14 protein-coding genes are annotated in these 13361 nt (G+C 44.9%); 4 read left to right on the top strand and 10 right to left on the bottom strand.

What is annotated here, in order from left to right:
- The first annotated feature begins 79 nt into the window (after positions 1-79).
- Positions 80-973 (top strand): universal stress protein, encoded by an 894-nt coding sequence (locus ACLVWP_RS02385; RefSeq protein WP_413559832.1) that lies wholly within the window; start codon positions 80-82, stop codon positions 971-973.
- A gap of 17 nt (positions 974-990) precedes the next feature.
- On the opposite strand, the gene ACLVWP_RS02380 is transcribed toward ACLVWP_RS02385, so the two are convergent.
- The 6 genes from ACLVWP_RS02380 to ACLVWP_RS02355 all read right to left on the bottom strand — a co-directional run bounded on the left by ACLVWP_RS02380 (position 991) and on the right by ACLVWP_RS02355 (position 7808).
- Positions 991-2580: a L,D-transpeptidase family protein gene (locus ACLVWP_RS02380; protein WP_413559831.1), complete on the bottom strand. Its 1590-nt coding sequence runs from the start codon at positions 2578-2580 to the stop codon at positions 991-993.
- 189 nt (positions 2581-2769) lie between these two features.
- Positions 2770-3909, bottom strand: a complete 1140-nt coding sequence (locus ACLVWP_RS02375; protein ID WP_413559830.1) for a citrate synthase — start codon at positions 3907-3909, stop codon at positions 2770-2772.
- Between the two features lie 51 nt (positions 3910-3960).
- Positions 3961-4854 (bottom strand): PP2C family protein-serine/threonine phosphatase, encoded by an 894-nt coding sequence (locus ACLVWP_RS02370; protein ID WP_413559829.1) that lies wholly within the window; start codon positions 4852-4854, stop codon positions 3961-3963.
- 108 nt (positions 4855-4962) lie between these two features.
- Entirely contained in the window at positions 4963-5382 is a 420-nt protein-coding gene (locus ACLVWP_RS02365; RefSeq protein WP_413559828.1) for a DUF2388 domain-containing protein, read from the bottom strand.
- Between the two features lie 13 nt (positions 5383-5395).
- A complete protein-coding gene (locus tag ACLVWP_RS02360; protein WP_413559827.1) occupies positions 5396-7342 on the bottom strand; it encodes a DUF4105 domain-containing protein in 1947 nt (648 codons plus the stop codon).
- A gap of 190 nt (positions 7343-7532) precedes the next feature.
- On the bottom strand, positions 7533-7808 hold the full coding sequence (locus tag ACLVWP_RS02355; protein WP_413559826.1) for a DUF2388 domain-containing protein: 276 nt from the start codon (positions 7806-7808) through the stop codon (positions 7533-7535).
- A 152-nt stretch (positions 7809-7960) separates the two neighbouring features.
- On the opposite strand from ACLVWP_RS02355, the gene ACLVWP_RS02350 reads away from it, so the two are divergent.
- The gene (locus ACLVWP_RS02350) at positions 7961-8422 is read left to right on the top strand and encodes a hypothetical protein (protein ID WP_413559825.1); all 462 of its coding nucleotides are present in this window, start codon (positions 7961-7963) and stop codon (positions 8420-8422) included.
- Here ACLVWP_RS02350 and ACLVWP_RS02345 read toward each other — a convergent pair.
- Genes ACLVWP_RS02345 through ACLVWP_RS02330 form a run of 4 tightly spaced genes read right to left on the bottom strand, consistent with a single transcriptional unit; the run spans position 8415 to position 12322 of the window.
- Positions 8415-9587 (bottom strand): hypothetical protein, encoded by a 1173-nt coding sequence (locus tag ACLVWP_RS02345; RefSeq protein ID WP_413559824.1) that lies wholly within the window; start codon positions 9585-9587, stop codon positions 8415-8417. The two genes, ACLVWP_RS02350 and ACLVWP_RS02345, sit on opposite strands and share 8 nt — an antisense overlap.
- Positions 9565-10323 carry a class I SAM-dependent methyltransferase gene (locus ACLVWP_RS02340; protein WP_413559823.1) on the bottom strand — a complete coding sequence of 253 codons (759 nt, stop codon included), beginning with the start codon at positions 10321-10323 and terminating at the stop codon, positions 9565-9567. The genes ACLVWP_RS02345 and ACLVWP_RS02340 overlap by 23 nt, the downstream gene beginning before the upstream one ends.
- Complete coding sequence (locus ACLVWP_RS02335) at positions 10293-11366, bottom strand: prenyltransferase (RefSeq protein WP_413559822.1); 1074 nt, start codon at positions 11364-11366, stop codon at positions 10293-10295. The genes ACLVWP_RS02340 and ACLVWP_RS02335 overlap by 31 nt, the downstream gene beginning before the upstream one ends.
- Complete coding sequence (locus ACLVWP_RS02330; protein WP_413559821.1) at positions 11363-12322, bottom strand: polyprenyl synthetase family protein; 960 nt, start codon at positions 12320-12322, stop codon at positions 11363-11365. The genes ACLVWP_RS02335 and ACLVWP_RS02330 overlap by 4 nt, the downstream gene beginning before the upstream one ends.
- Positions 12323-12403: 81 nt before the next feature.
- On the opposite strand from ACLVWP_RS02330, the gene ACLVWP_RS02325 reads away from it, so the two are divergent.
- Entirely contained in the window at positions 12404-12820 is a 417-nt protein-coding gene (locus tag ACLVWP_RS02325; RefSeq protein ID WP_413559820.1) for an acyl-CoA thioesterase, read from the top strand.
- Positions 12820-13275 (top strand): YkgJ family cysteine cluster protein, encoded by a 456-nt coding sequence (locus tag ACLVWP_RS02320; protein ID WP_413559819.1) that lies wholly within the window; start codon positions 12820-12822, stop codon positions 13273-13275. Before ACLVWP_RS02325 ends, ACLVWP_RS02320 begins: the two co-directional genes overlap by 1 nt.
- The last annotated feature ends 86 nt before the right edge of the window (positions 13276-13361 follow it).

The raw sequence follows: 13361 nt of genomic DNA, 5'->3' as shown, positions 1-13361 counted from the left end.
TAAGTATAGTTTTACGAGTGAAGTCAGGCAATGACATTCGCTTGTGACAAGGAGTAGAATCTTAGGTGCGAGGTGTTTTATGGCGTCAAAGTATATGTTAATTGCCGACGATGTTTTAGATGTAACCCCGGGAGCTAAGAAAAGATCCGAACTGGTTCGTGAGTGCGGTTTGAATCTAGCAGAAAAACTAAAGAGCCCTGTGCGCGTTCTTTATGTGCAAAATCCTATTGATATCACCCTGAAAACAGCAGATCGCGAACGCATCAAAAGCACTTTGGAAAAAGTGCGCGAACAAAATAAAAAAGTCCAAGTTATAGAAGCCTTCGGCAATCCCGTCGATGAAATTTTCCGTCTGGAAACGAGCTCTCCAGCACCAGGAATGGTGGTCATGGGCACCGCTGGTAAAAAAGGTATCGAAAGATTTTTCCTCGGCAGCGTTGCTGAAGAAGTCGTAAGAAATGCCGTCGTACCAGTAATGGTTATCGGACCTAAAGTGGAAAAAGCCTCCACTGGTAAAGGAAAGATTTTGGTGGCCACTGATCTTACAGCAAACAGCCGTCGCGCCGAAGCTTATGCAAAAAAACTTGCGAAGGCATTGAATGCTGAAGTTGTTCTGATCTACTCCACTATTGAAACTTTGCGAGTGGCCGATCAGTATGCGGCGGCTTCAGGAACTGCGTTTATGGATCAATCAACGATTGATACACTGAAAGCTAAATCCAAAGAAGCCATGCTGAAAAAAACCAAGCTTTTCAAAGCAGCGGGTGTCCGTTGCACTTTCAAATTAGATGACAACCAACCGACGTCTCAAGCAGCTATCACGAATGAAACTGCGAATGGAACTTACCAATATTTGGTTATGGGAACTCATGGTCGCAGTGCCTTTGTGAAAGCCTTCTTAGGCAGCACGGCTCGCGAAACGATCATGGGAAGTTCTGTTCCCACGATCGTCATACGTTCTCACAATAAGTAGTTTTGCAAGGAGCGCCCCTAAAAAGGCGCTCTTATTGATTTTAATATTTTAGTATTCTGACCGTAACCATCCTCAGTAAATCGCACCACGCGATCCGAGAACATCTGTGAAGTAATGTGTCCCATATACACGGCCATTGAATCCTTCAAAGGAATCTTAGTATCTTTGGTCATCACCTGACCTGGCTTAGCAACTGTGCTTTCAATCGCCTGGCGAGTCCACTGTGTGCCTCGCAAAAGGTACTCTGCCAAATCCAAAGGTTTTTCCAAGCGCACACAACCTGAACTTAGCTGTCTGTTCGCTTGAGAGAAAAGTTCGCGTTGATTCGTATCATGCAGATAAATGGAAAATGAATTCGTCAGTTCAAACTTCACAATCCCTAAAGCATTTCCCATGTGGGGTTTTTGGCGGATATAGATGTCGGCATCATTCGCGCTGTCGTACTGCCACCAGTTGATGCTTGCCGGATCCAGTCTGCGAGTGAATTCTTTGTTCCAAACTTCGTAGTTGTGAGAATCAAAGTAAGCGTTGATCTCCCAGTACGAAAGCTTTTTAATCTCTTCGACTTTATCCTCGATAAAAATTGTTGGCGGAACTATCCAGTAAGGATTTAAAACCACTCGAACCACGCTGTCTGCCATCGTCGGAGTTTTACGCTCAAAACGTCCGTTGATCGCTTTGAAGGACATCGCAAAACGTTCGGACTGAGTTTTATCGACCAAGCCAAAGTACGTCATCGCGGTATTTACGAAAATATAGCGCTCAGGAAATGTTTGCGGAAACCAACGCATTTTTTCCATGTCAGCTTGCAACTGGCGAGAACGATCCTTACACGAAACATTCAGGAATTTCCAAGTGCGCCCTCCTGGGGAAATAACTCCATCAGGTTTCCAATGCAAATTCCACTGAATATCGTTCACCGCAAGCTGTGTTTCTTTGTCGAAGACATCATCCAAATTCGTGATCTGATATCCAAATAAGACCAGACGTTTTTTTAAATCAATAACGACCGGATCTTTAGAGTTCAGCTTCAAAGCTTTTTTGATGGGCTTAAGTGGCATCCAAGTGCCATCTGAACAAGCCGGATAGATCTTAGACATCGCCATCTTCAAAGAGTTATACGGCGGATTCTGCGGAGCAAGACTATCCATGACCAGATCAGGTTTGTTCCCGTTGGTATTCACGATCATCTGCAAAAATTTTGGCGAAATAAATTTCTTTTGCACGAATTTGATATCACTGCCCACCAGTGCGGGACTGACGCTGCCGACGGAGACATCTTGAAGCAAACGAAGGTACGCTTCATCCGCACGAGATTTTAATCCGGAAGCAGAAGAGCCACCTGTCTGATAGGATTTCTCCATCTCTGCTTTCCAATAATAGGATGGGTTCACACCATGAATCCAAGATTTCAAAATAGCAGTGCGAATATCATCCACACTCATATTACTGAACAAGGGTATATAATCACCAGGAGCTAAGATCTCCTCGGTATCTTGATAGGGATTGAACGAAGATGATGGTTCGTATTGAGCGCGCGCACTTTCCGCACTCACCAAGGCAATAGCCACCATCAGACCAAGAAAACTCCTCCAGAACTTATTCATAGCTCACTCCTTGCTCTACCTACATACTCATCCTGAGCTCTTGGATATGTTAGTGAGTTCAAGCCTGTGGGCCAGAAAATTTCGAAAAATAAACGCAGAGTTTGTGAAGATGCAAAAAACAAAAGGGAGTCTTGCGACTCCCTTTGTAGACTTAAGTTTTTTCTTCGATTCTCATCGAAGGAAAATAAACTAGCGTTGGCTAGCAGGTTTCCAAGTCAAACCTTCTTTACCAGCCCATTTACCACGAGGACGGTAGATACGGTTGTTCGCGTATTGCTCGAATGCATGTGCACACCAGCCAGAGATACGAGAAGCTGCGAAGATCGGAGTGAACAAATCAGTTGGGATACCCATTGAGAAGTACACAGTCGCAGAATAGAAATCCACGTTCGGCATCAAGCCTTTTTCGTTGAACATAGTATCGTCGATCAAAGTCGACATTTGGTACATAGTTTCCATGCCAGCCGCTTTAGTCAATTTTTCAGACATAGTGCGAAGGATACGAGCACGTGGGTCGCCGTTTTTATAAACGCGGTGACCGATACCCATAACTTTTTCTTTCGCTTGAAGAGCGTCTTTTACGAATTGTTGAGCTTTATCCATTGTGCCGATTTTTTGAAGCATAAGGATAACTTGTTCATTCGCACCACCGTGCAAAGGACCTTTCAACGCACCAATCGCAGAAACGATTGCAGAGTGAAGATCAGACAATGAAGAAGCTGTTACGCGAGTTGCGAATGCAGAGCAGTTCAACTCATGGTCAGCGTGAAGGATCAAGCAAGTGTCCATTACCTTAACGTGTTCAGCGTTAGGCTCTTTACCACCCGTCAACATGTACATCATGTTCCAAGCGATAGATTTATCAGTTTTTGGAGCTACTGGCTCTTTGCCTTTGCGGATTGCATCGAATGCACAAAGAAGAGTTCCCATTTTAGCTGTCAAACGAACTGACTTGCGAAGGTTTGCTTCAGCAGACATATCGTTTGCATCTTTATCGTAGTGAGCCATCAAAGAAACAGCCGTACGCAACCAACCCATTGGGTGAACGTCAGTTGGGATGCCTTTTAGAACTTTGATAAAGTCTGGAGACAAAGCCATTTCAGCGTGAAGTTCTTTAGAGAACTTTTCCAACTCAGCAGTTGTTGGAAGTTTATCATTCCAAAGAAGGTAAGTTACTTCTTCAAATGTAGAGTTCGCAGCCAAATCGTCGATTGTGTAACCGCGGAAATTAAGGTTGTCGCCAACGATAAAAGATACTTTCGTTGTACAAGCGACTACGCCTTCAAGACCTTTATCTAAAGCGCCTTCGTAGATATTTACTTCAGCCATGTGGTGTTCCTTTCAAGTGGAAGTAGAATAAAATTAGTCATATAAAAACAGCTAGTTCTTGGCAAGCTTGATCACTCGATCCTTCACCTCAGTGACGATCAGAGTCTGATCACGAACGGGATCTTCTTTGCCGGAATATTTTTGATTCGCATACAAGATCTCGTTACGCAGCTCGTGCACACCCTGGCGTGGCGCTTTTGATATGGCGTCCATCAGATTGTGCCCACCCCATCCAACTCCCATAGAGTTCTGAGAGTTTTTAAGGCCTTCAGTCGCCAAAATCAGTCTATCACGAGGATTCAGTTGTATCGTGCGACTTTGAGGCTCCGTGTTAAAATCCTTACCCAGACTAGGACCTGTCGCAACGAGTTCTGACAAAGCATCCTTGCCATAGATCTGGTGAAAGCCATCAATGTCGCCAACTGAGCAATACTGAAATTCATAACTGCGTCGATCGACGACTCCGTAAAAGATATTCGCGCGATCTTCGTTAGTGATATTTGGAACGACGTCATTTGCCAATATACCCACAACTTTGTGAGCTTCAAGGCCGCGACGTGCTTCCATCTGAGATGAAATTTTAATGATAACCGAGAGAAGCATCGACGAAAGCGAGTAGCCCGTCGCGCTAGAAATCAGAATCCCGAATTTGAGTTTGTCTTCATGTTCAAAGATATCAAAGTAGTCACCACCGGAACGAGTTCCTGGCAAAAACTTAGTGCTGAATTCAAAACCTTGAACATTGGGAAGTTCTGTTGGGGAAAGCTTCTTTTGCAGAGCCTGAGCAAGTTTCAACTCTTGGCTCATCTGCATAATCATTTTTTCGAGTGCTTGATTGGCTTTGCCTAATTCCAAACGATAACGATGAACCTCTGCTTCTTTCACAGCAAGTTCATGTTCTAAATCAGAGATGCGTTCTTTAAGAGCGTTTGGATCATTCGACATAACGCTCTCATTTTAGATATGTTTTTCGGCCGAGTCAGGCAGTGATTCCTGACTCGGTCCTAAGTCGGGTGGACTAGACTCCGGCATCGCTGCCGGAGTGATAACTGACTATTCTTTGAATTCTACGATTGCCAAAGCCAATGCTTCTTCAGAGCTCTTGTCTGTTGGAACTGCTTTTTTCAATTCTTCGATAGCCTTCGCCAACTTAGGGCGCATTTCACCATCGGCTAGATACTGAACTGCATCCTCCTTAGCGGCCTGAATCACCTGCTTATAATAGCAACCCGGACCAGAAGCGCAGATACTAGCAAGAGACAAAAACATTGCTCCCGTTGCCGCACTCATCGCCGACATAGCATCGTCTTGATCAGAACGACCACCATTATGGTAACCGCCACCGCCATGGTAGCCACCACCTGGATAGTAAACGGGACCTGGAGGTGGAGGTGGTACAGGACCTGGATAATATTGCGCCATTGCGGAAACGCTCGTTAGCATAACGATAGCTGTAAGTACTGCCTTTTTCATAAGGTCACCTTTCCTACTTCTCTCTGAGTAGTTTCTGTAAAATTTCAATATTCTTAGTCGTAAATTCAGCTTCAATACCCAAAGAGGCTTCGCGAAGTGTATTCACCAATTTCTCTGTTTCTTGAGAAATCGTGACCGCTTCTTTGGATTTTTCATCAACAAGTTTGGTGGCAATCGCCATCTCATTTGCACCTGGAATACCGTAACCCAAACCTGAAGGAATGAACGATGATGGTTTCGCAAACAACTGACCTAAAGCTAAGAAGTTATCCGCAGCTTTATTCACTTCTTGCGAAGATTTTTGACCGATCATTTGAGTCAGTTCATTCACGATGCGAGTTTGGATTTCACGTTGTGCTGCAAGCTCCAGTACAAACAACGCCGCAACAACCTTTTTATAATTCGGTTTCGACTTATCCAGCATCTCAGTAATAATCTTCTGACGATACGGAGCTGGAGATGTAATCCATTTAATATATGAATCCGTTCCTGAGTAAGTTACCCCAGCATCTTTGATGATCTGGAATGTTTTTTGGTAACGGCCCTCATAGGAATCAAAGTAGTAACCCAATTCCAAAGCTTTCTTTTGATCAAAGAAAACACGTTCGTTACCCAAGCCTTGTTTCAACAATACATCGTAAAGACCTTTTGGCGTTTTGATCTCTGTGTTGATCATTTTCGGTGACAACAATACAGACTGCAAAAGATCCAAAGTCTCGGTCGCACAGTTGTTGGAGATAAATTTATACTTACCATTGTAAGCCCAGTGGATTTCCAAAGAGCGATCGATCAAATCTTTGATCTGCTGACGAGTCAGCGCCAATGGCAAACTGCGAAGTGCGCGGAACTGAGCTTTCGGATATTCATCGATAACTTGGTTCAATGGCAAAATGAAAAGACGTGACGGATAGTCACCCTTAATTCCTGCCCAAGCATTGATTTGCAAGGAATCCACAAATGCACGGTGACTCAAAACCAAGTGCGACTCGACATCACGCAAGCAATCTGGTCCCACGTATTTACGATCAGGTGCACATACCACCAGACGAATCATCGCGTGCCCCCAACCCGATGACATATCAGCACCCTTTTCTGCGAACAGATAATGGACTTGATATACACGAGCAGGATCGATCGCTAAAACTTGCGCCAACTTATAAGTACTGTTCGGAAGCACATAACCCATCTGCTGATCACAGTTGATATTTTGGAATGGGATGTGACGGAACTGACTAGAAAGCACTTTGTACATGCCCGGACGACGGCATTTGTACTGTGGATCCATGAGGAAATACTCCATGTTCACAGCCAAGTATTCTTTCGGGTTTTGAATTTCGTAAATATCAGGTGTGCGTTGGTTCAAACCATTCTCTGGCTGACCTGCCCATCCGGCTACTTGCAAGAAATACGGATTTCCAGAAAAAGACGTCGTCATCTTTTCATAGTATTTACAAGCATACGGGCGAGGACCATTTTGAATGCGTTCCTCTTTGGATTTTACAAACTTAGTATCACAACGTCTGATCCACTCTTTTTCATCGTCACTGTGGACGTTTGCTAGGTCATACAGATGCGTTGTTTCGTGAATTACAGTGGCTAAGATCTCGTTATACATATTTTTATGCATACGAGCTGTTTTTGTGGAGCCCTGTGGCCCTCTCATAATCTCTGCCAGAGTTTTATTATCCAGAGTCAAATCACGACGACGGGGATTTGCCACACCAATCGTATGACCGCCGATAGAATCAAGATTATTAAAGCGAACATCTACCGTGCTTAAAGCGTCTTTCAAAGACTGGGGAAGTTTTTGATCGGCTTCAGCTAAAAGCGCCAAGACCGCTGATTTCTGTTGTCCAGAAAGTGGCGTCACCAGCTTGTATTCAAAAGCATGAGCTGTCACCGCTGAAAGGAGCGGGAAACTGAAGGCTGCGATTACTTTGAAAAATGGCGTTTTAATCATGTGGTTTTACTTACAAAGACCCTGCCACGATGGAGTCGTCCCAAATAGAACCAATCGCTTTTAAAGCCTTGAAGATGCAGCGGAATTGAACAGGGTGACGTTTTAGGGCAGCACATTTTATTCGCCCAGCTGAAAACAAAAGGCCACTCGCGGGAGTGGCCTTGAAGGAGAAACGTGCAGATTTTAGGGACTATTTAAGATCAACGATAGCTTCAGCAATTTGCAAATCAGTCGCTGTTGTTCTGTTCACGTGACGAACAGATTCAAGAGCACGCTCCAAATTTACACCGCGTACTTGACCGTCTGTAGCGATGAACATCGCCGCATCGTCTTGAGCTGCCATCAAAACTTTTTTGTATTCAGACTCTGCTGAATTCGATTGGCTCAACTTTACAGTTGTTGTGATTTCAAGAGCCATAGCGTTCATAGAAAGGGCCGTTACCAAAACAAACAAAATGCTTTTCATAGTTACTCCTTGGGGTTTTGTTAGATCGCGAGTTCCTAGTGCAACACGCAGACCACCCAGATTAGCGAGTAAAATTCATTTCAGATGACTAAGAAGTAGTCAGAGGTCAAAAAATGGAAACAGAAAGTTAATTACCCCACCACTTGTTCGAGATGTCCGGGACGTCCGGATACGGATATCTGCCGGACATTTCGGACGCCCTTTTGCTATCTCAGCTCTCCCCTGCGGTCTTAGGTTTGCAGCCGAACTTCATCGGCGGGCTACTAAGAAAGAATCTCTCAACGATGTTACGAGTTGAAAATCACACAATCCATTATGCAGGAAACCAGTTGCTACTTATGCACACGGTGGAAAACGTCATTGAACTCAATGATGGAATCATTGTCTTACTCAATATCTTTAGCGCTAAAAGTCCTCAGCGAAAGCTCTATGATAATGTGCTGTTTTTAAATAAGGATCTATCTACTCGTTGGCAGATCGACGGGCGCAAACCACGCTTCTATACGGCGATTTTTAAAACACCGACAGAGGTTCGCGCTATGGATTGGGAAGGGTTCAGCAACGTGCTCGACCTACAAACCGGCCGAGTTATCCGCGAAGACTTTCCTAGCTAAGCATGGTTTCTAGGCGTGCCAGTGCGGCCTCTTCCTCTTGCAGGCGCACTTGGATGTGCTCAGGAACTTGGCCTTGCTGAAGTGTTCCTACACCTTGGCGATGATAACGGACTTCACTCAGGCGTTTATGGATTTTGGCTTTTGCCCACTGGTAAACCCCCGGTGAGGCAAACTCTTCACTGAGCCATACTGGAGTGATGTATTTTGCGTCTTGAATCTCATCGACCTCTGCTGTGCCACCGAAGTGGCCCCATACCATCTGAGCGATGAACTGAACCATGAGGATAATCAAAAACAGGATCACGTACTGAACGCTTTTATCTTGATAAGCTGTCAGCTCTGACGTGTATCCCATATTCATGGTGACACGCACTTCTCCCGCCAATAGCAAACCAACAATGACACCTGCGATTGATACTAAAGAAAATTGCTTAGCGATGCGACGGCAGTCTTGATTTAAACCACGAGAATGCCACCAGAACAAAAGCATGCGACCAATCCGTTCACCGGCGATCAATGCAATCGCGCCATTCAACGAAATCACATTCACGAACAACAAAGAGAGTCCCAACACCAGGGACCAAAACTCAACTCGCACAACCAAGCTGATCGCAATAGCTGCAAGCAAAAGAGAAACAACAGCTAAGATACGGCCATCTGCCAAAAAGAATGCAAATTCACTTTGCCCCAAGGACATAATCAAAACGCTGGAGTTTTTTAACATCAACTCCCCGCCAATTAAAAATAAACCCGCGCCCAGAATCCAATTCAAAACACCGCGAACTTTCGGAGTAAGTGCCACGGAGATCAATCCCAACAAACAAAGGCCCAATAGGAACGATCCATTAAAGCTCAAAAACAACATTCCAAGTCCAGCAACCCACCATGCTCCCAAAGTGGATAGACACATCACCAGAACAGCGGGACGCAAACCCACAATACGCAAGTTGTACAACGCCATTCCGGAATACAATGACTTCTGCGGAGACGCCTCCAACAGAACCACATCCAAGCAATACTGAAACATTTTAAACATGCTGGACTGCTCAAGGCCTTTATCTAAAAAGCTCCTTTGGAATTTTTGAAAGAGTGCTGATGCATTCTTTTGTGACATCGTCAGACCAAACATCATTAGGACGAAACTACCCAACCACATAAGAATCATAACGAACCACCTTTCCTTCAAAAGAGTGAATCACTCCCGGCAACAGTTCCTCAGCATGGATAGGTCTTTTCACCACCACACGTCTTACTGGCCATTTCAGAGCTTCTTTAAGAACTTCCACCGCATCGTCATCGTTGCCCACGAGGTCTCTGAAAACGACCATCTCCTGCTTAGGCAGTGATGACTTCTTTTTGTGCGGGTACATCGGATCAAAATAGATAGAATCAATTTCAATTTTGCCTTTTTGCTCGCGCAAAAATTCCAGGCTGTTTGCAAAATGAAGTTGATAGGCTTTTAAATACTCTTTTTGCGTTCTTGCGAAGGCTTCGCTCAAAAGAGCAAATAACACCGGAGAGCGCTCAACACCTGTCACTTGAAAACCCAGTTGAGTCAGGAACACGCTGTCGATTCCCATGCCTACAGAAAGATCTAAGACCTTCTTGCAGCCTTTAGCCGCCCCCAAAGCTTTCGCGATGATCTCTTGCTTGCCGCGATGACCTTTGCGCTCGTAATCGAGGTGATTTTCATCGAAATCGATTTCAAGTTTGCGTTTGTCTTGATCGCGCACATAAACGCGATCTCCTTCCACGTTAAAACGGAAGTAATAAGGATCAATAGAGGGAGGATTCAGAGGACATTGCAGAAACTGCGCCCAGTGCTGGCCTTTTTCTTTACCTGCCTCGTCGGCGACGACACAGATCTGTTTTATCTCGCCAGAGTCAGATACCAAAGACATTCAAACACCCACAGTCCAATGGTGAATAAGAACAAAGTGAAGCCGTATTTGAAAACCTGGCGAAGATCGCCACCCACCGGGCTTGAAAGTGCTTTCAATTTTCCGATGAAAGAAAACGACAACAGACACAAAGCCACGCTGACGAAAATGCCCCAGTAATTGCCGGCATAAACAGCGTGATAGAATAAATTGATGATCAAAAAGATCGCCCACCAAATAGCAATCAAACGACGGGAACGATCAAAACCCAACCAGTTCACAGTATTGCGGAACCCCGCCTGGCTGCTTGGCATGATGTTGATGAAATTACGAAGATGAACCACAAATAAAACGGCCCAACCCCAAACAACTCCCAGCCACACAGACTCGATATCGAATTGAGCGCCCATGGAAAGCTGATAGCCTACTGTGAGCAAAGGACCAAACATCAAAAACAGCGCGATCTCGCCACCGATTTGATATTTGAACGACACACGTTTTTGAAATTGCGCCCACAGACCAATTAGTAAAGCCACTGCAATCACGTAAGTGATTTCGGGGTAAGCCAAGACAACTGGAGTTGCGATAAGCAAAGACAGACACAAGAACACTGTCGACAGAGACTTAATCTGAGCCGCGGTCGTCCAGCCTTTTTGAATGGCACGACTGCCACTGCGCTCAAGGATACGATCCACACCACGAATATGGTCAGTGTAGTCATTGCGCAAGTTCACAGAAATAAAAGCGCATACCAGACCAAAAGTCGCAATCAATGCCGAGATAGGATCACGCAAAGTTTGATCCGCGATATTCTTAGTTAGCATTAAGAACAACGGCACTAAGATAAAAAGAAAGCTTCTGATCTTGATCGTTTGCAAAAGCCTGATGATGAAAGACGGAACTGCGATTTCACTTAAAGGAACAATTTTGAACGTCACTGTTTCAGCCGCTGAATTCACATTCAACGACTGCACTGGCAAAGCACGCTTGTCCTGGGCAAAGGTGCCCAGCAAGTAAGATTCAAATTCAGGCGAACTTTTGCTTAAGGTAACGAACTCACTCACGAAGAAGGCTTCCTTCTCCAGTAAAGAATCTCAGTCAACGGACGAAGTTGATCGATCAGTTTTTCCTCACCTGGTTTCAAGTGCTTTTTCAAGCGCTCCAAGTGGTGATCGTACATTTTGATCAAGCCTTTGTTCATTTCATCGAAGTCAGCCACTTTTTTATCAAAAGCGTCTTTACCACCGATGCTTGCATAGTATTGCTCAAGGTTTTTAGATTTTACGATTTGGTCGATCTCTTGACGAGATCTGCCCGCTGTCACGTAAGCACCAAAGGAATTCAAGTAACCTGATTTTAGATCACCCAAGATCGCTTTGCCCTCTTCGTTACGGATGTCGTAATCCAAAAGGTCGTCAGAGCGTTGGAACAATTGGCCTAGCAATGTGCCCATCTCTTCCAAGATTTGGTGAAGTTCAGAATCGTAGCGTTCTTGTGCGATGAATGGAGCACGAATACACCATTTGAACAAACTTGCCGTTTTCAAATTATGAATGCGATCCAACTGCTCAAGAGTCACGAAGTAGTCACCCACAACGGAGTCCTGCAACCACTCACCTTCCAAAAGGTCGGAGATGATTTCAGCCGTGTATTGAACAAGTTTGATATTGCCGTGACCAGAAAGGTTCACCATCACGCGTGCAAGCAAGTAATCACCCGCAAGAACTGCGTACTCAGGAGTGAACTTCATCCAAGCCGTCGTTTTGCCACGACGAAGATGCGAGCGATCGATCAAGTCATCATGTAACAACGAAGCGTTGTGGATGAACTCAATTGTCTGTGCCAAAAGATGCTCCGCTTTTCCATCCAAGGAAATACTGGAAGCCATCATGCGAATCAATTTCGCGCGGAATCCCTTACCTCCAGAAAAGAGGTCGTCGTAAAGCTTATTCAGCTTTGGTAAGTAGGCAGGGAAATCCCTGGAATCATAGACTTTCAGATCAATGACATTGCGCGACAATTAAGACTCCTAATGAGGCCCCAAAATGCTAATAATCGCGCTTGCTGTCAAGGGCAGAACAGTCTTAAAGTTCCAGTCATTATGAATAAAGTCTTCCGAACGAAAAAGACCCTGACTTTCAGGGAAGCGGATCCCGCAAAAATCATGTTTTTTGGGAATATTTACGGATTTGCCCACGATGCCTTCGAGCAATTCATCGTGGACGCCGGGTACACGTGGAAAGAGTATTTTCACGATCCTGACTACGCAATCCCTCTGCGCCACTCTGAAGCCAACTATTTGGCGCCCTTTTTCCCCGGAGAAACCTATGACATCGCAGTTACAGTTGCGAGTTTTGGCGAAACTTCGTACAAGATGAAATACGTTTTCACTCAAGGGACCAAAACACATGCTGTCGTTACGATGGTTCACTCTGTTTTGGATTTGAAGACGAAACAAAAAGCAGCGATTCCGGCGAAAATGAAATCTCGCCTAGAACCGTACTTGGAGCAAAATTAGTGGAAGAGTTCAAGTTCACAGGTAAAGAATGGTGGCGCGAGGGCGTTCGTTTTGAATGCACAGGTTCAGGCAAGTGCTGTACTTCACATGGTGAGTACGGTTTCGTGTATTTGAATCTTGAAGATCGCCAGCGTTTTGCCAAGCACTTGAATATCAGCACATCAGCCTTCACTCGCCGCTACTGTGAAAAAACCGGCGGCATCTGGCATTTGAAAGAAGATCCAAAAAATACGGACTGCATGTTCCTTAAAGGCAAGGGCTGCGGAGTTTACGAAGCTCGTCCTACTCAGTGTCGTACATGGCCGTTTTGGCCTGAAGTTATGAATGCAAAATCATGGGCAAAAGATGTGAAAGCATTCTGTCCTGGAGTGGGACGTGGCAACCTTGTTCCCGCTGAAAGCATCGAACGTCAGATCCGCGAACAAATCGAAAGTGAAAAAGGCTGGGGAAAATAATCCCCGCTTTTGTTTCATCCTGAGACAGCAGTCTTACAATCTGAAAGTTTCTCAATCTAGTTCTCAAGACCTAAGGTTAGGACGTC

Source organism: Bdellovibrio sp. HCB209 (assembly GCF_047306065.1).
In the GTDB taxonomy this organism is placed as follows: Bacteria; Bdellovibrionota; Bdellovibrionia; order Bdellovibrionales; family Bdellovibrionaceae; genus Bdellovibrio.
Note: the sequence above shows the minus strand (reverse complement) of the source record. Positions and strands in the feature narration are given on the sequence as shown.